At 71.7% G+C, this 18,984-nt stretch carries 20 protein-coding genes; 13 read left to right on the top strand and 7 right to left on the bottom strand.

Features of this window, described 5'->3' with window-relative positions; all coding sequences use genetic code 11:
• Positions 1-7: 7 nt before the first annotated feature.
• A complete protein-coding gene (locus ACQEV1_RS10260; protein WP_285620537.1) occupies positions 8-1,513 on the top strand; it encodes a twin-arginine translocation signal domain-containing protein in 1,506 nt (501 codons plus the stop codon).
• Positions 1,514-1,517: 4 nt separating this feature from the next.
• Here the strand turns inward: ACQEV1_RS10260 and ACQEV1_RS10265 are convergent, their stop codons facing one another.
• Entirely contained in the window at positions 1,518-1,781 is a 264-nt protein-coding gene (locus ACQEV1_RS10265) for a hypothetical protein (protein ID WP_433393287.1), read from the bottom strand.
• A gap of 171 nt (positions 1,782-1,952) precedes the next feature.
• A complete protein-coding gene (locus ACQEV1_RS10270) occupies positions 1,953-4,646 on the bottom strand; it encodes an ATP-binding protein (RefSeq protein WP_433393289.1) in 2,694 nt (897 codons plus the stop codon).
• A 73-nt stretch (positions 4,647-4,719) separates the two neighbouring features.
• Between ACQEV1_RS10270 and ACQEV1_RS10275 the strand changes: the two genes are divergently transcribed.
• Positions 4,720-5,175 carry a pyridoxamine 5'-phosphate oxidase family protein gene (locus ACQEV1_RS10275; protein WP_285620531.1) on the top strand — a complete coding sequence of 152 codons (456 nt, stop codon included), beginning with the start codon at positions 4,720-4,722 and terminating at the stop codon, positions 5,173-5,175.
• Between the two features lie 6 nt (positions 5,176-5,181).
• Here the strand turns inward: ACQEV1_RS10275 and ACQEV1_RS10280 are convergent, their stop codons facing one another.
• Positions 5,182-5,793 carry a dihydrofolate reductase family protein gene (locus tag ACQEV1_RS10280; RefSeq protein ID WP_433393291.1) on the bottom strand — a complete coding sequence of 204 codons (612 nt, stop codon included), beginning with the start codon at positions 5,791-5,793 and terminating at the stop codon, positions 5,182-5,184.
• 171 nt (positions 5,794-5,964) lie between these two features.
• On the opposite strand from ACQEV1_RS10280, the gene ACQEV1_RS10285 reads away from it, so the two are divergent.
• Positions 5,965-6,090 (top strand): hypothetical protein, encoded by a 126-nt coding sequence (locus tag ACQEV1_RS10285; RefSeq protein WP_285620526.1) that lies wholly within the window; start codon positions 5,965-5,967, stop codon positions 6,088-6,090.
• Between the two features lie 7 nt (positions 6,091-6,097).
• On the opposite strand, the gene ACQEV1_RS10290 is transcribed toward ACQEV1_RS10285, so the two are convergent.
• Positions 6,098-6,940: a DUF6597 domain-containing transcriptional factor gene (locus ACQEV1_RS10290; RefSeq protein ID WP_433393293.1), complete on the bottom strand. Its 843-nt coding sequence runs from the start codon at positions 6,938-6,940 to the stop codon at positions 6,098-6,100.
• Positions 6,941-7,118: 178 nt separating this feature from the next.
• Here ACQEV1_RS10290 and ACQEV1_RS10295 point away from each other — a divergent pair, with 178 nt between their 5' ends.
• The 5 genes from ACQEV1_RS10295 to ACQEV1_RS10315 all read left to right on the top strand — a co-directional run bounded on the left by ACQEV1_RS10295 (position 7,119) and on the right by ACQEV1_RS10315 (position 10,875).
• Positions 7,119-8,945 (top strand): serine/threonine-protein kinase, encoded by a 1,827-nt coding sequence (locus tag ACQEV1_RS10295; RefSeq protein WP_433393295.1) that lies wholly within the window; start codon positions 7,119-7,121, stop codon positions 8,943-8,945.
• 207 nt (positions 8,946-9,152) lie between these two features.
• Positions 9,153-9,458, top strand: a complete 306-nt coding sequence (locus ACQEV1_RS10300) for a hypothetical protein (RefSeq protein ID WP_285620518.1) — start codon at positions 9,153-9,155, stop codon at positions 9,456-9,458.
• A 100-nt stretch (positions 9,459-9,558) separates the two neighbouring features.
• Positions 9,559-9,954, top strand: a complete 396-nt coding sequence (locus ACQEV1_RS10305; protein ID WP_433393297.1) for a hypothetical protein — start codon at positions 9,559-9,561, stop codon at positions 9,952-9,954.
• Positions 9,927-10,319 carry a peptidoglycan-binding domain-containing protein gene (locus ACQEV1_RS10310; protein ID WP_433393299.1) on the top strand — a complete coding sequence of 131 codons (393 nt, stop codon included), beginning with the start codon at positions 9,927-9,929 and terminating at the stop codon, positions 10,317-10,319. Before ACQEV1_RS10305 ends, ACQEV1_RS10310 begins: the two co-directional genes overlap by 28 nt.
• Positions 10,320-10,362: 43 nt before the next feature.
• On the top strand, positions 10,363-10,875 hold the full coding sequence (locus tag ACQEV1_RS10315; protein WP_433393301.1) for an N-acetyltransferase family protein: 513 nt from the start codon (positions 10,363-10,365) through the stop codon (positions 10,873-10,875).
• 8 nt (positions 10,876-10,883) lie between these two features.
• On the opposite strand, the gene ACQEV1_RS10320 is transcribed toward ACQEV1_RS10315, so the two are convergent.
• On the bottom strand, positions 10,884-12,923 hold the full coding sequence (locus ACQEV1_RS10320) for a hypothetical protein (protein WP_433393303.1): 2,040 nt from the start codon (positions 12,921-12,923) through the stop codon (positions 10,884-10,886).
• Positions 12,859-13,509 carry a maleylpyruvate isomerase family mycothiol-dependent enzyme gene (locus ACQEV1_RS10325; RefSeq protein WP_433393305.1) on the bottom strand — a complete coding sequence of 217 codons (651 nt, stop codon included), beginning with the start codon at positions 13,507-13,509 and terminating at the stop codon, positions 12,859-12,861. The genes ACQEV1_RS10320 and ACQEV1_RS10325 overlap by 65 nt, the downstream gene beginning before the upstream one ends.
• A 123-nt stretch (positions 13,510-13,632) precedes the next feature.
• On the opposite strand from ACQEV1_RS10325, the gene ACQEV1_RS10330 reads away from it, so the two are divergent.
• The 3 genes from ACQEV1_RS10330 (at position 13,633) to ACQEV1_RS10340 (ending at position 17,080) form a co-directional block, all read left to right on the top strand.
• Positions 13,633-14,505 carry an NmrA family NAD(P)-binding protein gene (locus ACQEV1_RS10330; protein ID WP_433393307.1) on the top strand — a complete coding sequence of 291 codons (873 nt, stop codon included), beginning with the start codon at positions 13,633-13,635 and terminating at the stop codon, positions 14,503-14,505.
• Between the two features lie 245 nt (positions 14,506-14,750).
• Positions 14,751-16,376, top strand: coding sequence for an ATP-binding cassette domain-containing protein (locus ACQEV1_RS10335; RefSeq protein ID WP_433393309.1), 1,626 nt, complete (start codon positions 14,751-14,753; stop codon positions 16,374-16,376).
• Positions 16,367-17,080, top strand: a complete 714-nt coding sequence (locus ACQEV1_RS10340) for an SUKH-4 family immunity protein (RefSeq protein ID WP_433393311.1) — start codon at positions 16,367-16,369, stop codon at positions 17,078-17,080. Before ACQEV1_RS10335 ends, ACQEV1_RS10340 begins: the two co-directional genes overlap by 10 nt.
• Here ACQEV1_RS10340 and ACQEV1_RS10345 read toward each other — a convergent pair.
• Positions 17,077-17,862, bottom strand: a complete 786-nt coding sequence (locus ACQEV1_RS10345; protein WP_433393313.1) for a DUF4097 family beta strand repeat-containing protein — start codon at positions 17,860-17,862, stop codon at positions 17,077-17,079. The two genes, ACQEV1_RS10340 and ACQEV1_RS10345, sit on opposite strands and share 4 nt — an antisense overlap.
• 85 nt (positions 17,863-17,947) lie before the next feature.
• Here ACQEV1_RS10345 and ACQEV1_RS10350 point away from each other — a divergent pair, with 85 nt between their 5' ends.
• Together ACQEV1_RS10350 and ACQEV1_RS10355 are read left to right on the top strand one after the other, a co-directional pair.
• Positions 17,948-18,268: a hypothetical protein gene (locus tag ACQEV1_RS10350; RefSeq protein ID WP_433393315.1), complete on the top strand. Its 321-nt coding sequence runs from the start codon at positions 17,948-17,950 to the stop codon at positions 18,266-18,268.
• 360 nt (positions 18,269-18,628) lie between these two features.
• A complete protein-coding gene (locus ACQEV1_RS10355; RefSeq protein ID WP_433393317.1) occupies positions 18,629-18,775 on the top strand; it encodes a hypothetical protein in 147 nt (48 codons plus the stop codon).
• Positions 18,776-18,984 lie beyond the last annotated feature (209 nt).

The following is an 18,984-nucleotide window of genomic DNA, read 5'->3' on the forward strand; positions in this document are numbered from 1 at the left end:
AGGACCCATGACCCGGCCCAGCCGCCGTGACATCCTCAAGTTCAGCGGAGCCGCCGGTGCGGCCGGCCTGCTCGGCGGCACCACCGCCGGTCGCGCCGCCGCCCAGCCCCGTGCCGCGCAGGCCGCTGCGCGGCAACCGATGTCGGCCCCGCCGCCCGGCATCGGTTCGCGCGGCTACTACATCACGTTCTGCCGCATCCCGACCGCCGGCTACGACACCTGGCGATCCATCTTCGACACGTTCGCCGACGACGGCATCCAGCACGTGATCATGTGGATGGGCGGAGCATTCCGGTCGCGGAAGTACCCGATCACCTGGCAGTACAACCGTCATCACGCGAACGTGCGGCACGACTTCGTGGGCCGGCTGATCGACTACGCGCACACCCGTGGCGTCAAGGTCCTGCTCGGGTTCACGCCGTACACCTACGACGGCACCAACCAGTACGCGCTCGAGCGTCCGGACCTCAAAGGCGTGCAGGCGAACGGGAAGCTGGCCCGCCTGCAGGGCATCGACTCATGGGGCTACAACCTCGACCCGACCAAGGCCGACGCGCGGACGTTCATGCTGAACTACGCACGCGAGATGTACTTCGACTTCTACCCGAACGCCGACGGGCTGTTGATCGAGTCCTCGGACATCGACATCTGCGTCGGCGGCGCATGCGGCGGCGCGTCGCACTACTACGAGCTCGAGTACGAGTTCGTCCGGCAGATCTCCGAGGACGTGTGGGCGCACGATCCGGACGCGCAGATCCTGATCCACCCCAACTACTTCACCGGGGGCTCGAACGGCGCCGACAAGCCCTACGACCCGCGGTGGGGCCTGATCTTCTCGCCGTGGACGGTCAATCTCGACCTGGTCAAGCGGGCGTCGTACTCCTACTACTTCGACCTCGACGTCATCAGCCAGTCACCGCCGTACATGAAGGCCAGTGCGCGCTACGTGCGCGACCACGGATTCGCGGGCTACCTGCCGTCGCAGGAGTTCTTCACGTTCGTGCCCAAGCATCCCGAGATAGGCGAACCGGGGATCGTCGGACGCCAGCTGCATCCGTTCGGCATCGACGTGATCGGGCTGGACGCCAACCCGTACGTCGACCCGCTCGTGTCCGTCAACCGCATCGCGTACCGCGAGTACATGCGCGACCCGGACCTGTCCGACGCCGAGTTCCGCGCGGCGCTGGGCCGCTCGGTGTTCGGAGACACCGCCACCGATCAGGACATCGACGACCTGATGTTCCTGCACGACTGCTTCTACTGGAACAAGTCGCTGTTCTCCCCGTCGGCGCAGGCCGATCCGTCCGTGCTGCGCGACAACCTGGAACGCGGGCTGCTCGGTATCGCCGACCTACGCAAGATCCAGAACGGGCTCGACGCGCTGCCGGCGGTGGCCCGCCGGGTGACCGCCTCGCGCAACCCGCGCGTCCGGGCGCTCGGCGAGCACGCGGCGCTGATGCGGCGGAACTGGGATCCCGGCTCACGGCACCTGCTGGCCGCCCACCTGCGCTGAACGATCAGGGTCGGCCGGTCTCCGGGCTCGTTCTGTGTGCATGGGCGAACTCGGCGGGCGTTTCGACTACCTCTCGCGGCCGGAGAACGCCGAAGAGGCGGCGCCTTTCACCGTGTCGATGGCCTTCCTCCACGCGATCCTCTACAAGACGACCCTGGTAGAGGATCTCATCGACGGCAAGCCGGATGCCGTCCGCGCCGCGCTGAAGGAGAACCTGCAGAACTGGTCGGCTCCAGGCTCCGAGGTCGTGGACGAGCTGCTGGACCATCTGACCGAGAACCACTCCGCCCCGGGTGCCTTCGTGGCCGGCGTCATGTGGTTTCGCTTTCCGGAGGGCAACCCCATCACCTATTACGCCAACGAGAAGAAACCGGATCCCGTTGATGGAGCACGTGCGTGCGGCCTAGCAGAAGCCGGCCGTGCCTTGTGGGTGTCACGACTAGGGGGCCGGCATCGTGGCCTTGAGGGCTTGGAGTTCCGTGCGGCCCTCCTCGGCTCGTCCCGGCACCAGCATCAGCGTGACCGCGCGCTCGAACCGGGCGCCGATGCGTTCCCACCGGGTCACCGACTCGATCGCCGGCCGGACGTCACCGGTGTGCCGGGCGGTGGCGCGCGCGAGGCAGGCCGCCGCCCAGTCGTTCTCGGCGGCGGCGGACCCGGCCGCCGCGAGCCGGTCACCGGCGTCGGGCAGTCCCGCGACGACCGCGAGTTCGGCCCCGGCCGCGTGGGCGTAGGCCAGCCACCACTTCTCCGGGAACGACGCGAGCGCGGCATCGACCAACCGCGCCGGATCGGCGTACCGGCCGGTGTGCACGGCGACCCGCGCATCGGCGAACGCGGCGGCCGCCGCCAGCGCCGATGACCCGGCCGCATCGTCGACGTGTGCGATCCGCAGCGCGCGCGAACGCCACTCCTCGAACCCGGGGAGGTCGCCGCGCAGGCCGTTGACCAGTGCGGCGATCGCGGCGGCCGAGGACGGCCAGTCGCCGCGCAGCGCGGACAGCTCCCCGTCCGCGACACCGGTGGGCGCGTGCTGCCAGCCGTCCCAGAGGATGCCGGCCTGGGCGAGTGCCTCGTCGAACCGGCCGGTCAGGCCGTACAACCGGACCAGTCTCGGGGCGGTGATGGCCGGGTGCACGCCGATCAGGTCCTGCCGTACGGCCTGCTCCGCGATGGATCTCGCGGCCGGCAGATCCCCTGCCGCGAGCGCGGAGGTGGACGCCACGTGGAACAGGTCGGTCAGCTCGGCCGCGACGGCGGGCTCGTGCCGTGGCGCGGTGACGGCCAGCCGGAGCCGTTCGTCGGAGAGCCGGTGTGCCTGGCGCAGGCGCCCGGCGTTGGCCAGCGCGGTGCCGAGCGCGTCCAACGCGCCGATGACCAGCGCGGCGTCCCCTGTGCGCCGCGCGGCCGCCGCCGCGTCGCGCGACAGCTCCAGGTCCGGTTCGAGCGATCCCTGTCCCGATACCCACGCTCGCGCCATCGCGAGCAGGGCGGCGGCGCGCTCATCGGCCGGGTCGGTCAGGTCGGTCGCCTCGGCCAGCAGCGTGAGCACGCGATCGCGCGGGACCGGCTCGATGAAGCACATCGAGTACCGCGTGGCCGCGATCGCGGCCGTGGCGAGGGCCATGGCTCGCGCGGTCGGGTGTCGTGCGCGGGTGGCCGCCTCCCGGAGCAGCCCGAAGGCGGTTTCCCCGGCGGAGATGGTGAGTGCGGCCCAGGCCGCCGTGATGAGATCGGGGGCCGGGTCCGGCGCGAGGTCGGCGGCGGTGCGGTAGTACTCGCCGGCGGCCACGACCAGACCGCGGGCGAAACTGAGATGGGCGAGCGATTTAGCGAGCCGGTACGCGGTGCCGTCCCGGTTCGCCCGGGTGAGCGCGTGTCGCAGGTCGTCGGCGACCACGTCGAACTCGGCGGGTGGGAGCCCGTCGATCCGCGACTCGAGGCCGGCCGCGGTGTCCGCGGCCCAGCGTACGTAGCGCGGCCGCACGTCCTCGCCGCTCGCCGTCAGCTCCTGAACGGCGACCGCCCGAACCGTCTCGAGCAACCACCAGCGAGCGTTCTGGAACACGACGATGCTGCGGTCGACCAGTCGGCCGAGCAGGTCGGCGACCGCGCCGACGTCGTGTTCGGGATTGAGCGCCCTGACCGCGTCCAGGTCGAACCCGCCGACGAACACCCCCAGCCTGCGGAACAGGCGGCGCTCCTCGTCGTCGAGCAGGTCGAGGCTCCAGCCGATCACCTCGTCGAGCGAATGGTGCCGGTGATCCGCTCCGCGGCCGCCGGAGACCAGCCGCAACCGGTCCTGCAGCGCGACATGGAGGCCGTCGACGCCGAGTGACGCGGTCCGCGCCGCGACCAGCTCGATCGCCAGCGGCATGCCGTCGACCGCGGCGCACAGTCGCTCGATCGCGGCAGGTTCGGCGGTGAGAGCGGGGTTGACCGCGTGAGCGCGGTCCAGGAACAGCCGCTGCGCCTCGGCGCCGAGCGGCGGCACCGGCACCAGCACCTCCCCGGGAATGCCCAGGCGTTCGCGGCTGGTCGCCAGGATCGTCACATGCGGGCAGGACCGGAGGATCCGCGCCACCAGCGCGCACACCTCGGCGATGACGTGTTCGCAGTTGTCCAGCACCAGCAGGGTCCGGTGCGACCGCAGCCCGTCGATCACCGCGTCGGCGGGCGTCCGCGGCGGCCGTTCGGCGACGCCGAGAACCCGAGCGACCGCCTGGTCGACCCCACCGCCGCGTACCGGCACGAGATCGACGAACGCGGTGTCCACGGCGAGGCTCGCGGCGACCTCGACGGCCAGCCGGGTCTTTCCCATGCCGCCGGTCCCCACCAGGCTCACCAGCCGCGCGGTGCGCAGCGCCGAGGACACCACGGCGCGTTCGTGCTCGCGTCCGATGAACGACGTCGGGTACGCCGGGAGCTCACCGCCGTCCGCCGGGGTCTCCGCGAGCGTGGCCAGTGTCCGGCGATCGGGGACACCGGCCTTGCGCAGCAGGGCGGAGACGTGGCTTTCCACGGTCCGTACGGACAGGTGCAGGTGCTCCGCGATCTGCGCGTTCGACTGGTGACGGCGGATCGCCGCGAGTACCTCGGCCTCCCGCTGGGAAACCCGGTCGAGCCATTCCATCTGGTCACCCTATTCACGCGGATCCGTGGCCAGCACGGATGTGCTCAGGTCTCCTCCGGGCGACGCTGAAGCCATGACCGCACAGCAGACGGCCCGCCGGATCATCGAGGCCGGCAACTACCTGACCCTCGCCACCGCGAACCGCGACGGCCGGCCCTGGGCGTCGCCCGTGTACTACACCCCGGATGGCGGCATCGACTTGTTCTGGGTGTCCCGGCCGGGCAGCCGCCACTCCCGCAACATCGCCGAGCGCTCCGAGGTCGGCATCGTCATCTACGACTCCCAGGTCCCGCTCGGCGACGCCGAGGCCGTCTACCTGACCGCCCGCGCGGAACAGGTGGGCGAAGCGGACCTCGAACGGTACGCCGGGGTCTTCCGCCGCCGCCGGCCTGAGCTGGCGTCGTTCACGCCCGAACGGCTGCGGACCCCCCACCCGCTCCGGCTCTACCGTGCCCATGTCCTGGAAGCGTCCGTCCTGCTCAACGACGACGGCCCGGACATTCGCGTACCCGTGCGGGTGCCGGTCTGACGCCGTCTAGCGGCGTACTTCGAACTTCAGGTGGAGCACCCGGTCGCCCCGGATGACCACGTGGGGATCCTCCAGCAGGTGCTGCCCGTCGATGCCGCCGAAGTAGCGTTTGCCCGACCCGAACACCACCGGCACCACGTCCATCGCCACCTCGTCCACGAGGCCGGCCGCGAGGATCTGGCCGCCCACGTCGCCGGCGTTCACGCTGACGGTGCGCTTCCCGGCGAGCTCCTGGGCCTTGTCGATCGCGGCCCTCACGTCATCGACGAAATGGTACGACGCCTCGGGGTGCCATCCCTCGGGCTTGGGCCGGTGGGACACCACGACCACGTGCTCGCCCGCGGGTGGCTGACCCTCCCAGCCGTTCACCAGGTCGAACAGGGTGCGGCCCATCACGATCACGCCGATCGTCTCCCACATCGGCCGGACGTACTCCGCCGATGCGCGGGAGACCCTGAAGCGGCTTCCCACCGCGGAGTGGTCGTACTGCTGGTCGCCGTCCTCGGTGATCGGGGTGTCCCCGCTGAAGTACCAATCGTGGAGGGGCCCCACGTCGTCGTTCTCGTCGGCGATGAAGCCGTCCACCGACACCACGTTGTGCATGATCACCGTACCCATGGGTTCTCCTTGAGTCTCCTTGCGCGTTTGCCCCCGATCTTGTCGGTACGGAGGAGGTCTGGGCTTGTAAGAAATCAATGGCCCTTCTCATTCGGGTCCCGCGATAATGGCCGACGTGGAAGAGGTCCGTCGACCGCGTCGCCGGCGGCGTGGGCCGCGGCGGGTGCCGACGTGATCCGCGCGTGGTGGTCGTTGCGCAGCCTGCTGGCGGTCCGCTGGCTGGTCGAGCACGGGTTCGACCCGTCCTCGCCGGGCTGCGAGGTCGACGTGCTGAGATCCCATGCGGCAGGCCGCTGAAAAGGCATCAGGCAGCGGGCATCGGACCGCTGTCCGGCGGGAATCCCCGCTCGGCGGGGAACCGGCGCCGCAGGGCCAGGTATTCCGTCGGGGTGTGGCCGGTGAAGTCCTTGAACTCCCTGCTGAAGTGGGCTCGGTCGAAGTAGCCCGCCGTGTGGGCGAGATCCGACCAGTCGACCGGACGCAGGGCGTCCACGGACAGGATCAGTCGCGCGAAACGGTAGATCCGCGCCACCCGCTTCGGGGTGACGCCGACATGGAACTTGAACTGCGTGGCCAGGTGATTGCCGCTCACCCCGGCGGCGTCGGCCAGCGCGCCGACCGGGACCGCGCCGTGGGCGGTCTCCAGCCGCCCGCCGGTGTGCTGGACCAGGCCGAGCCCGCGCGACGGCGCCTCGGCGAGGCGCGAGCGCAGCTCCTCCTCCAGGACCCGCAGTGTCCCGGTGGCCGACGTCATGTCGCCGACCTGGTCGCGAATCCGGTCCAGGGACCGTTGCCAGACGGCGTCGACCGGCACCCATCGGTCCCGCAGCTCGGTCGCCGGCATGTCGACGAACGGCGAGATTCCCCAGGGCTTGAAGTGCACCCCGACGAGCCGCACCCGTGCCGGGTACTCGACGAGGAAACGCCGGGTCCACACGCCCATGAACCACCCATCGGTCAACACCGCCGACGGCACCGAAGGGTCGGAATCCCGCAGGCGGACGGGTTCGCCCAGGTTGATGAACAGGTGCGCCGACGGCATCGGCGGGACGTTCATCCGGCGGTGGCGCGGCACCCCGGTCAGGCAGTAGATGTCGTCGATGAACCGGTCGAGCGGCGGTGCGGGCACGCGGCCGACGTACTCCATGGACTCAGTGTGGCCGAGCGGCGCTTCGGTCGTCGCGGGACGTCCCGGTTCACAGGCACATCCAGCAGTACAGATGGTCGTCCGCGAACAGCACGCCCACGACATCTGCTCCCATCGAGCGCCTGATCTCTGTGTGAGAGATCATTATTCGGGCCGGTAAGCGTGGAATGGGGGACGAATGGCGAAGCCTCGCCCACTGCGGCTGGGGGATCCGCCTCAACTGGGCGTCTACCGCCTGGAGGGCAGGCTCGGCGAGGGCGGTCAGGGGATCGTCTACCTGGGGCGCGATGCCGAGGGACGGCAGGTGGCGGTCAAGCTGCTGCGGTCCCACCTTGGCCAGGACGAGGCGGTGCGGGCGCGGTTCGCCCGCGAACTGGCGGTGATCGAACGCGTCGCGGGGTTCTGCACGGCGCAGGTGATCGACGCCGATGTGGTGGCGGACCAGCCGTACATCGTCAGTGAGTACGTCCCGGGTCCCTCTCTCCAGCAACTCGTGGCCGAGCAGGGCACGTGCGAAGGTACGGAGCTGGACCGGCTGGCGATCGGTACGGCCACGGCGCTGGCCGCCATCCACCGGGCGGGCGTCGTGCACCGGGATTTCAAGCCGGCCAACGTACTCATGGGACCCGACGGGCCGCGCGTGATCGATTTCGGTATCGCCCGGGCGCTGCAGGCGGGGGCCGACTCGACCACCGCCAGCGGTGTGGTCGGCACGCCGGCCTACATGGCTCCCGAGCAGATCGCCGGGGAACGGGTCAGTCCGGCCTCCGACGTGTTCTCCTGGGCCGCGACGATGGCGTTCGCGGCGACCGGGCGATCGCCCTTCGGCGGTGGTTCGATCCCGACCGTCATCAACCGGATCACGCAGGGGGAAGCCGATCTCTCCGGAGTGCCGGTCGCGCTGCTGCCCGTGCTGGAGCGCTGCCTGGCCAAGGACCCGGCGGTACGCCCGACGGCGCAGCAGCTCATGCTGACCTTGATCGGCGAGCAGCCGGACACGACCACCGACGACCGGTCCGCCGAGGAGCCGCAGCCGTTCCCCACGGTGCCCACGGTGCCGGTGCCGCCGCCGTACCTTCAGCCGGCGCCGCGGCGGCGCCGGACCGGGCTGGTCGCCGGCACGGCGGTGGGCACCGCCCTGGTCCTGGGCGCCGTCGCGGTCGGAGCCTGGATGTACGCCCCGGGACGAGGTCCGGCGGACTCGCTCGCGCTGCCCACGGGCGGATCGGAGATCTTGAAGATCGCCTCGGCCGACGCGAAGGCCTTCGAGAGCTACGACTATCGCACCTTCGACGCGGACGCGCGGTCGGCCCGAAGCAGGATGACCAGCGGCTTGCGGCAGCAGTACGACTCCGAGATGACGACCGCCCGTCCCGTGGCGCTGAAACAGAAGATCGTGAACGTGGCGTCGGTGGTCGCCGCCGGGCTCGAATCGACGCGCGGCGCTCGAGCCAACGTCCTGCTCTCCCTCGACCAGCGGATCACCAGAGCGGGGGAGACGCCGACGGCGAGTCAGGCCGAGGTCCGGGCCGCGCTGGTCCGCCGGCAGGGACAGTGGTGGCTTGACCAGGTCACGCCGCTGCCCGCGGCTCCCGCCGATCTCGAGGGCGCCTCCTGGCCCGGCCGGAAGGTCTCCGCGGTGCTCAAGGCCGCGCAGTCGTGTATCCGCGCGATGTACTCCGTCGACCATCGGGCCGTCGACGGCACGTTCACGGCCGTCCGGGCGTGCGCCACCGGCGAGTTCCGTGATCAGTGGGTCGGTTCCGAGGCTCAGCTCAGATCGGCTTACGTCACCGAGCCGAGCGTCTCCAGGGTCAGGGCGATCGACGTCTCCCTCGGCGCCTCGACGGGTCCGTCACAGGCCACCGTGCTCGCCGCCGTGGGCACCGAGGTGCGGACGAAGACGACGCAGTCGCCGACCAAGAAGACCGTCCCCCCGATGCAGGTGACGATGAACCGCGTCGGCGGTCGGTGGTTGATGGCGAAAGTGGCCTACGTCGGCTGATCTGCGGGCTTGGCCGTTGTCCTGATTTGGCCAGGCAGGGGCCTTCTCCCCGGAAGAATTCGGTTTAGTATCCGACTACGCATAAACGGGGTAATCGGTGCTGAGGCCGGAGAGGGGGAGCCGGTAAGTTTTGGCCTCTCGCCGCAATGGGCGCGGAATGGCGCGTGCGGGATCCCCTGGTACTACCAGGGCATCCATTTCAAGTCGATGTCCCTCGATCGGCAGAACAACGTCCAGTTCTACACGTCCCAGGTGGACAGCGCGAACTGGATCTACTACGTCGACGGGCGCACCGGCAAGATCCTGGCGCGACAGGGGGCGCCGAAGAACGTCGACTTCCACTGCAATCTTCGCTTCGAGAACGACGGCAATTACATCGACATCGTGAACGATGACGGCAGTACCCAGGACGTCCTCGCCTACGCCTACTCCGAACTGAAGTCGTGGGTTCAGATAGCGATGAGCGGCCTGGGCGCACTCCTGAAGAACAATTCAGGCCCGCACGCCACTTGAGCGAAGTTGCTCGTGGGAGCCTGACCGCCGTCCAGGCGTTTTTTCAGGGATGTGGTGGGGGCCGGGGTTGCCGTGCGCGCGTATTCACCGGAGGTAACAGATGACCGTTCCCAGCGGCCGCGCGTTCGACGGACCGGCCCCCATCGAGGTGACCCGAGGCGCGGGTGTGATGCCCGATGATCCGGACCAGTCCGGCGTCTCCCAGGATCCGGTGCCGGACCTGGACGAGGCGGAGCACGCCGCGTTACTCGCCGCCGCGGGCGGCACGACCGCGTACGCGATCATCGCCTACGAGGCGAGCCAGATCGGCACCGGCGAGTCCCCGCCCGGTTCCAACCACAACAAGTACACGTCCTGGTACGGCGGAGACGGGGCCTGGTGCTTCATGTTCCAGAGCTACGCCTTCGACAGACTGGGCGCGCTCCATCTGGTCTTCGGCAAGCAGGCGAGCCCGAGCACATCGGCATCGTGGAGAAGGTCGTCTCCGGTTCGGTGATCCAGACGATCGAGGGCAACACCTCGGACCACGTCATGCGCCGCACACGTTCGCGGTCCTACGTGTACGGCTACGCCACCCCCAAGTACGGTGCCGGCGGTGACGCCGGCGACTGGACGGAGAAGATCGTGCGGCGACTGCCCACCCTGAAGCCGGGCGACACCGGGTACGCCGTGTGGACGCTGCAAGGGCTCCTGAACGCACGTGCCGACGGCGAACAGCAACCGCTCGTCATCGACGGTGGGTTCGGCTCCGCCACCGAGGACCGCGTCAAGCAGGAGCAGTCCCAGCACAGGATCGCCGCCGATGGTCAGGTCGGCCCGCACACCTGGTCGATCCTCATCCTCGGCGAAGACGTCGTCTGACGTCCGCACTCGGGATGCGGCGGGCTATTGGGATACTCCGGCCATGGACGCGACTGTGAGGGCGGACGGGGCGAAACCGGGCATCGAGCCCATCGAGTGGGTGCTGCGTGCCGCCGGGCCGGCGGACGTCGAGGTGATCGCGGAACTGCGGGCGACGGTGATGCGCCCGGACCTGGAGCGGCTGGGACGGTTCGACGAGCACCGGGTCCGGCAGCGGTTCCGGGACTCCTTCTCCGAGCGGCACACATCGGTCATCGTGGTCGACGGCGCCTTCGCGGGCTGCGTCACCGTACGCCCGGCCGAGGACGGGCGGTGGCTGGAGCATTTCTATCTCGCTCCGGACCTCCAGGGCCGAGGCCTCGGGTCGGCCGTCCTGCGGACACTGCTGCGGCGGGCCGACGCCGACCGCGTGCCCGTCCGACTGAACGTCCTGCAGGGCAGCGCCGCCCAGCGGCTGTACGAGCGCCACGGGTTCACCGTGGAGGCCCAGGACCCGATCGACGTCTTCATGGTGCGACCGCCGGCCGCGGCCGTACGCCGTCCTCCGCACGACTGAGCGCGTCGTCACAGCCCGCGCAGTGCGGCGACCGCGGTTCGCAGCCGGTCCCGCAGCCACTCGTCCTGCCAGACGATGTCGTCGTCGATGCCCGAGACGACGATCCGTTCGTCGCGGCGGGCGAGCCGGTCGAGCTCCGCGACGGCGTCCACGGCGCCCATGTCGACCAGCAGCGGTACCGCGCCGCCACCGCCGTACGGCGCCGTGATCGCCGCGATCAGCGGGGTGACCAGCTCGGCCGGAGGGACGCCGAGCCGCCACAGCGCGCGGGCGGACGCCACCGCGCACCAGTGGTCGTCGAGCCGGTCGCGCAGGACCGGCTCAAGGTCGGCGACGGCCGGCGGGTGCGCGGCGGCCAGGTCCGCGACCAGGTCGGCCGCGCGGCTCGCGGGCGGGCCCTCGGAGGCGAGGACGGCGCGCACGGTCGGCAGCGCCGGCGCCGGGTCGCCGGTCGCGGCCGACAGCACGCGGGCCGCGAGAACCTGGATGTCGCACTGCGGGTACGTCGCGGCCACGGCGCCGGTGAGGTGCCGGCGTGTGGCGGGGACCAACGGCAGCAGGCGGGCGCCCACCTCGCCGAGGTCGTACGAGGTCGCGGGCGGCCGTGCCCGGTCACCCGTCAGCAGGCCGTTCAGGGCCTCGACCAGCCACTGCGGATCCCCGGCCACGCGCCACACGTCGATGGCGGGTTCCAGCTCGCCGGTCCGTTCGGCGAGCGCCCGCAGGTGCGGCACCGTCTCCGGGGTGGCGTGGCCCATCCGCGCCAGCGCGCGGGACACCGCCTCGCCCGCGTGCGGCAGCGCCGCCAGCAGCTCCGGAACGGCGGGCGCGGCATCGGAACCCCACTGGCCGAGGACCGCGGCCAGGACCGCCGTCACCGCGGCGTCCGCGCCGGCGAGCCGCCGCCGTACCTCGTCGAGCGTCTGCCGGCTCCACCGCATGCCCTGGCGCAGCAGCCGGATCCGCCCCGTGTCGTGCCCCTCGGCGACGGCCGCGCAGACCGGGTCGATCCAGCCGGGGTCGCCCAGCGACATCAGGGTCTCCACGGCCTTGAGCTCCGGGGTGATCGCCACCTGATCCGCCGTCCGCGGATACCGCGCGGCGATCGCACGGAGTTCGCCGGCGAACAGCGCGGACGCGGCCCCGGACCGGCGCAGCGCCCCGACGGCCTCACCGCGCACGCCCTCGTCCGGGTCGTCCAGGAGCGGACGCACCATCGGCAGCAGCAGCGCCGGAGCCGTACGCCGGGCCTGGCCGCGTACCGTCATCCCCCACACGCCCGCACGGCGGACCTGGGCGGAAGACGACGCGAGCATCTGTTCCAGAAGGGCGGCGGCGAGGGCGTCATCCGCCACGGCCAGCAGTTCGTCGGTCCAGTCGGCGTGACGCTGCCAGGCGTATTCCACCTCGGCGTCGTCCATGACGCCGACCACGGCGGCCGCCGCGCCGTCCGGCCACGCCGCGCCGTTCCGCGTCAGGGCCAGGGCGGCGGCGACCCGCTCCGCCGGGGGAGCGTGCACGACCGCGTGGGAGAGGGGCTCACCGGACCGGACCGGGTCGAGCAGGCCGAGCGCGAGCGCGAGCGAGGCGCGTACCTCCGCGTCCTCCTCGACCGCCCAGCGGTCCCACAACGGTGCCGGCGGCGCGGCGCACTGGGCGAGGGCGTACGCGGCGGCCGCACGCACCTGCGGGTCGGGGTCGCCCAGGAGCGGCGGCAGGACGTCGGCGTGCGCGGCGATCGCCGCTCTGACGGCGTCGAACGCGGAGCCGTACGCGTGGTGGGGATCGGACAGCATGCCGAGCAGCCAGACGAACTCGTCGCGCGGTTCCGGTGCGCACCGCGCCAACTCGGTGAGGAACGGCACGGCCGCCACCGTGGCGGAGTAGACGGTGCCCTGGTGAAAGACGCAGCCGTACAGCTCCGCGAGCGCCTCCCCGGCCTCGTCTCCGCCTGCCGCCGCCCGGCGCAGCAGGTCGGGAACGTCACCGGCGTCTCCGTACGCGTGACCCAGCTCCGACCATGCGACGTCGTCCAGTCCATCGAGCATCGGCGCACTCTATCCAGACCGTCTGTCTCGGCCTGTACCTGACCGGAGTCAGTAGCCGGACGGCAGCCGCTGGAGGCGGTTCACGTCGTCCGGCGGGCCGGGCTTGCGGCCCCACAGCATGAGCCGCCGGGCGGCCTGGTCGCCCACCCCGGTGGGCTCCCCGGCCGCGCCGGTCAGCGACATCCGCGGAGTCCCAGCGGTGGATCGCGCACTCGTTGCGCATGTGCGAGGAGAACGAGCCGACCTTGAACGGGCGGCCCGTCCAGGCCGGCTCGGCGTCGGGGTCGTCGGCGAGCACCGCGGCGACCGCTCTCCGCATGCGCTCTTCGTAGCGCTCGACCGCCTTCAGCAGGGCGGCGCCGGACAGCTCGCGGAACGGTGGTTCGCGTTCCTCGACCGAACGCGTCGAGGTCAGCGGGCTGCCCTGCGCGTACGTCTCGACGTGCCGGAGCGCCTCCTCGTGGTTGCCGGCCAGGTGCGCGCCGATGTGGTGAACCGTCCACGTGTCGCAGGTGCTCAGCGCGTTGGGCGGCAGGTCCTGCAACGCCGTGAGGAAGGCCTCCGCCTCGCGCGGCCGGTCCGTCATGGCCGGCGCTTCGCGGCCGGCGATCACTGAGCGATTGACAAGCGGAATCCGGGTTCCGTAACGTACCCGTCGAGATCAACCGGAATCCGAATTCCGTTTCCAGTGCAGAGGGGCAGAGAGCTCGTGATCGTCATCACCACTCCCACCGGCCAGATCGGCCGCCAGGTTCTCGACAACGTCCTCGCCGGCGGCGCGCCGGTCCGGGTGCTCGCACGGGACCCGTCTCGCCTCTCCCCGCGGGTCCGCGAGCGCGTGGAGGTCGTGTCGGGGTCGTTGGACGACCTCGGCGTCCTCACCGAGGCGTTCGCGGGGGCGGACAGCGTGTTCTGGCTCGTGCCGCCGACGCCCACCGCCGACAGCATGCGGGACCGCGCCCTGGAGTTCACCCGTCCGCTGTGCGACGCCGTCAGGAGTCAGAGCGTCGAGCGCCTGGTCTACGTCTCGGCCCTGCGCCGCGACGGGGACACCGGGCACGGGTCGACCTCGCTGATCATGGACGAGATGATCGAGAGCACCGGCGTGAGCTGCCGGGCCCTGCGGATGCCCGGGTTCATGGAGAACGTGCTCCAGCAGCTCGAGCCGCTCAGGAGCCAGGGCGTGTTCTTCTTCCCGGTGTCCGGGGACCGGAGGCTGCCGACGTGCGCCACCCGTGACATCGCGGCCACCGCGGCCCGGCTGCTGCTCGACGACTCCTGGAGCGAGCAGGCCGGCGTCCCGATCCTCGGGCCCGAAGACCTGTCCTACAACGAGATGGCGCAGATCATGTCCGAGGTGCTGGAGCGGCCGATCCGCTACCAGCGGGTGCCCGCCGACGCGTTCAAGGCCAACCTGGTGCGGAACGGGATGAGTGACGGCTGGGCCCAGGGCCTGGTCGACCTCCTCGCCGAGGTCGACCAGGGCGTCTACAACGCCGAGCCGCGCACCCCGCGGTCCAGCAGCCCCACCACCTTCCGCCAGTGGTGCGAGGACGTGCTCCGGCCTGCCGTCCTCGGCTGAGCGGGCTCGCCGGTAAATACGTTTGCCCGCCGGTTCGCGGCCCGCCTAATATCGGCTCGGTTCTGTTGCCGGCGATAGAGGTGGATGTTGCTCGTCTGAGGTTCGCGATCACCACGCGGTACGGCTTCGTCGTACGACGACGCGTGGCAGCGACCTCGGTGTACGAGCCTTCCTCAAGCGCTCCGCTTCGCCGCGTGGTGTTCGCGTATGACGCCCCCGAACATCACGACCGTGAAGGACTCCTCATGAGCGCATCCCTGACCTGTTCGGCTCTCTCGTTCGCCTGGCCGGACGGTACGCCCGTCTTCGACGGGCTGTCGCTCGGCTTCCCGCCGGGACGCACCGGGCTGGCCGGGGCCAACGGCTCCGGCAAGTCGACCCTGCTCCGGCTGCTCGCGGGACGGCTGAGACCCTCGGCCGGCTCGGTCGGCGTCCGCGGCAGCCTCGCCTACCTTCCGCAGACCATCACCCTCGACACCGCCCAGCACGTCGACGAGGCACTCGGCATCGCCGACCGGCGCAGGGCACTGGCCGCGATCGAGAGCGGCGACGTACGGGAGGAGCACTTCGAGACGGTCGGCGACGACTGGGACGTCGAAGAACGCGCCCTCGCCATGCTCGGCTCGCTCGGCCTCGACGGCATCGGCCTCGACCGTACGGTGGGGGAGGTCTCCGGCGGCGAGGCCGTCCTGCTGCGCCTCGCCGCGCTGCTCCTGGAGCGCCCCGCCATCCTCCTGCTGGACGAGCCGACCAACAACCTCGACCTGCACGCCCGCAGGCGGCTGTACGACGCCGTCGACGCCTGGCACAGCGGCATCCTGGTCGTGGTCAGCCACGACCGTGAGCTGCTCGAACGCGTCGACCGCATCGCCGAGCTCCGGGCCGGCGCGGTGTCCTGGTACGGCGGCGGCTGGTCGGCGTACGAGGAGGGCGTGGCGATCGAACAGGAGGCGGCCGGACGGATGCTGCGCGCCGCGGAGGCGGACGTACGCCGGCAGAAGCGGGAGCTGGAGGAGACCCAGATCAAGCTCGCCCGGCGCCGGCGGAACAGCCGGAAGATGGACCTCGAACGGCGGGCGCCCAAGATCATCGCCGGCGCCAAGAAGCGGTCCGCGCAGGAGTCGGCGGGCAAGCTGCGCAACCTCCACGAGGACCGGCTCGGTGAGGCGCGCGACCGGCTCGAAGAGGCGGCGGACGCCGTACGCGACGACGACGAGATCCGCGTGAGCCTCCCGCACACCGCCGTGCCCGCCGGGCGCACCGTGCTCAGCCTGCGCGGCGTACGGCCCGGGTACGGGCGGCTGCGCGAGGCCGACCTGGAGGTGCGCGGGCCCGAGCGGATCGCCCTCGTCGGGCGCAACGGTGCCGGGAAGACCTCCCTCCTGCGCACCCTCACCGGAGAGCTGCCGCCGCTGGCCGGTGAGGCGAGGACGTACGTGCCGTGGCGGTTCCTCCCGCAGCGTCTCGACGTGCTGGACGACGACCTGAGCGTCGCCGCGAACGTCGCCCGCCGGGCGCCGGGGGTGACCGACAACCACATCCGCGCCCAGCTCGCCCGCTTCCTGTTCAAGGGGGCGCGGGCGGAACAGCCGGCCGGCACTCTCTCCGGCGGCGAGCGCTTCCGCGCCGCGCTCGCGGCCATGATGCTCGCCGAACCGGCGCCCCAGCTGCTGCTGCTCGACGAGCCGACCAACAACCTCGACGTGCCCAGCGTCCGGCAGCTCACCGGCGCGCTCGCGTCGTACGAGGGTGCGCTCGTCGTCGCGAGTCACGACCTGCCGTTCCTGGAGTCGGCCGGCATCACGCGCTGGCTGGTGCTGGACGAGGAACTGCGGGAGACCACCCTGGAGGAGCTCACCGCATGGGACTGACGGGACCGGGACCCGCCGATCGGGAGCGGACGCCGTTGGAAGAACGCCTGCGAGAGGTGATGGCGGCGCCGTTGGCGCGCATCGTCGCCCCCGACCGGCGAGTACGGCCGCCCGGCACGGTGGTGGACCGGTGGAAGGTGCCGGAAGAGGACCGGTCCGCCCTCGCGGAATGGGGCCTGCCGACGGATCTGGTCATGAGGCCGGAGTTCCAGCACGCGACCGAGCCGCTGCTGGTTCCGAACGTGGCGGGAGAGCACGAGCGCCGGCTGATCGCCGACGATCAACGGCTGTACCACCTCGGGTGGTGGGGCGCCCACGATCGGACCCCGAAGATGGGAGCGGTCGCCGGCGACGGGCGGGTGCTGGCCGTCCGGGACGCCCCGGTGACGGCCGCCGACGTCCATCCCGATCTACGCCGCGTCTACACGGACCTGTACCAGCCGGCGGTCGCGTTCCTCAACTCCTCGATCGCGCGACTCGTCGAGCTGGCATGGCGGTGGCGCTCCGCGGTCGCGATCCTCCGGGAGTTCCACCTCCAGGAACCCCACTACTCACGGCCGGAAGAAGAGCACGACGCCCACCTCGCCCGGGTCGAGGCGGGTGAACGGATCGTGCTCGCGCGGGCGGCGGAGATCGACCCGGCGATCGATCCCGATGACCCCCGGGCGCTCTGGGTGGCGCTCATCACCGATCCCGGTTGCTAACCGGCCGGGACGACGTTCACGCTGCCCGAGTCGGTGCGCAGTGACAGCCGGGCCGGGGCGACGGGGGCCGTGGGCACACCGATGTGCCGGCCGCCCGAGTCGGTGTGCGCGTCCACGCTGTACGGGCCGCCGGGGACGGCCAGGCGCAGCGCGCCGGAGTCGCCGGTCATCCGGACGTTCTTCGGCGCCGAGGCGAACGTCAGGTCGATGGAGCCGGAGTCGCTGGAGGCGGTCGCTTCGGTCGAGCGGAGCTCCGTCGCGCGGATCGCCCCCGAGTCCGTGCTCGCCTGGACGGCGCCGCCGACGTCCTGCAGCGTCACCTCGCCCGAGTCGGAGCGGGCGCTCACGTCGCCCGTGACGTGCCGCACGGTCACCGAGCCGGAGTCGGACTTCGCGTCCACGGTCTTCACGCCGTTGACGTTCACCCGGCCGCTGTCCGTATGGGCGCTCACACTGACCGAGGCGGGGACGACCAGGTCATAGTCGATCCGGCACCGCGAGCAGCCGGCGGTGAAGGTCAGCGTCCCGTTGGTCACCTGCTGGCCGGGGTGGGGAGCCCCGTTCTGGTAGTGCACCACGCGGTGGACCGTCACGCCGTCCCCAGCGCCGCGCGTCACGACCACGTGCCCGCGGTTCGCGTCGACCCGCACGCTCGTGACCCCGGTGACGTGCGTGTCGTTCATGGTCGTGGTGTGCCGGTAGTCGGCGAAGTGCACGCCGACGCCGCATCCCGACGCGGTCAGTGCGGTGAGGGCGACGACCGCCACGCTACGGCTGTTCACGGCTGAGACTCCTCGAAGCTCGGTTCGAGGAGAACGCTACGGGACGGCCGGGGCCGCTCCCATGCGGCTGGCACGCCGGGTGAAGGTGGGGCTAACCCCCCATGGCCGGGCCGCGGCCGGGGCGCTCCAGCACGACGCAGAGGATCGGTACGAGGAGCAGGGCGGCGGCCGGCCTGCGGCCCCACGATGCGTACGGAGGCGGAGGCGCGGGCGGCCGGACGGCGGCCCGGCCGAGCACGACGTCGGCGAGCGGGGCGGGGAGCCCGCCGAGACCGTCCTCCGGCCGGCCGAGCGTGGCCGGCAGCCGGGCGGGCGCCGGCCGCTGGGCGGGGTCCTTGCGGAGACCGGCGGCGAAGAGGTCGCGCGGTACGGGGCGGCGACGGCGGACAGATCCGGTTCCTCGTGAAAGGTGCGGTGGAGCAGGGTCGGCACGTCGCCGACGCCGAAGGGTCCGGCGGCCGTCGCCGCGAAGCACAGCACGGCCGCGTACCAGGTCGAGCACGGGCGGATAGCGGTGTCGGCCAGGGAACCGGGCCGGCCGGGTCGGCCGTGGCGAGCGGAGCGGTGAACGCGCCGCTGACCGTCCCGCGCCGCCTCGACGTCCCCGCGGAACCGCTCACGGAATCCGGCCCCGGCCAGGGTCGAGCAGGCCCAGGACTCGTCGGTCAGGACCGCCGCCCAGGCCAGTCCGGCGGACGGGTACCGCGACAGCGGGTACCGGGCGGCCACCTTGCCCTCGGCGGCCAGGGCCGGACGGACGACCTTGATGGCGACCGGCCGGACGGACGACCTTGATGGCGACCGGCCGGCCGTCCGGCGACGTGCCGAGGAGGACCTGCCCCATGCGGCCTTCGCCCAGCCGGGCGATCACCTGGTGGCCTCCGACGTCGCGGGGATCGGTCGGGTGCGGTGACTGCACGTCCGGGGAGGTGGTGCTCGAAGGGCAGCAGGTGACCGGCCCGCCGGCCGGAATGGCCATTGGTTCCATCGGTGGCTCCGGCTGGGGGAGGGCGCACAGGTCCTGCGCCGCAGCGAGGGGTCCGGGCCGGTCGCGCCGGGGCGGCGGCTCGGGCACGTCCGGGAGGGTCAGGTCGGCGAGGGGCCGCGCGTGCCGGGCGGCCT

The sequence above is a fragment of the Actinoallomurus sp. CA-142502 genome (assembly GCF_050936355.1).
Taxonomy (GTDB): domain Bacteria; phylum Actinomycetota; class Actinomycetes; order Streptosporangiales; family Streptosporangiaceae; genus Actinoallomurus; species Actinoallomurus iriomotensis.

What these genes read in the sequence shown, in the direction of transcription:
- ACQEV1_RS10315 (WP_433393301.1), top strand. Translation starts at nt 10,363, where the DNA reads ATGGACGCGACTGTGAGGGCGGACGGGGCGAAACCGGGCATCGAGCCC.
- ACQEV1_RS10300 (WP_285620518.1), top strand. Translation starts at nt 9,153, where the DNA reads ATGTCCCTCGATCGGCAGAACAACGTCCAGTTCTACACGTCCCAGGTG.
- ACQEV1_RS10320 (WP_433393303.1), bottom strand. Translation starts at nt 12,923, where the DNA reads ATGCTCGATGGACTGGACGACGTCGCATGGTCGGAGCTGGGTCACGCG.
- ACQEV1_RS10335 (WP_433393309.1), top strand. Translation starts at nt 14,751, where the DNA reads ATGAGCGCATCCCTGACCTGTTCGGCTCTCTCGTTCGCCTGGCCGGAC.
- ACQEV1_RS10275 (WP_285620531.1), top strand. Translation starts at nt 4,720, where the DNA reads ATGACCGCACAGCAGACGGCCCGCCGGATCATCGAGGCCGGCAACTAC.
- ACQEV1_RS10290 (WP_433393293.1), bottom strand. Translation starts at nt 6,940, where the DNA reads ATGGAGTACGTCGGCCGCGTGCCCGCACCGCCGCTCGACCGGTTCATC.
- ACQEV1_RS10260 (WP_285620537.1), top strand. Translation starts at nt 8, where the DNA reads ATGACCCGGCCCAGCCGCCGTGACATCCTCAAGTTCAGCGGAGCCGCC.
- ACQEV1_RS10280 (WP_433393291.1), bottom strand. Translation starts at nt 5,793, where the DNA reads ATGGGTACGGTGATCATGCACAACGTGGTGTCGGTGGACGGCTTCATC.
- ACQEV1_RS10265 (WP_433393287.1), bottom strand. Translation starts at nt 1,781, where the DNA reads ATGGTCCAGCAGCTCGTCCACGACCTCGGAGCCTGGAGCCGACCAGTT.
- ACQEV1_RS10295 (WP_433393295.1), top strand. Translation starts at nt 7,119, where the DNA reads ATGGCGAAGCCTCGCCCACTGCGGCTGGGGGATCCGCCTCAACTGGGC.
- ACQEV1_RS10325 (WP_433393305.1), bottom strand. Translation starts at nt 13,509, where the DNA reads ATGACGGACCGGCCGCGCGAGGCGGAGGCCTTCCTCACGGCGTTGCAG.
- ACQEV1_RS10270 (WP_433393289.1), bottom strand. Translation starts at nt 4,646, where the DNA reads ATGGAATGGCTCGACCGGGTTTCCCAGCGGGAGGCCGAGGTACTCGCG.
- ACQEV1_RS10340 (WP_433393311.1), top strand. Translation starts at nt 16,367, where the DNA reads ATGGGACTGACGGGACCGGGACCCGCCGATCGGGAGCGGACGCCGTTG.
- ACQEV1_RS10305 (WP_433393297.1), top strand. Translation starts at nt 9,559, where the DNA reads ATGACCGTTCCCAGCGGCCGCGCGTTCGACGGACCGGCCCCCATCGAG.
- ACQEV1_RS10355 (WP_433393317.1), top strand. Translation starts at nt 18,629, where the DNA reads ATGGCGACCGGCCGGACGGACGACCTTGATGGCGACCGGCCGGCCGTC.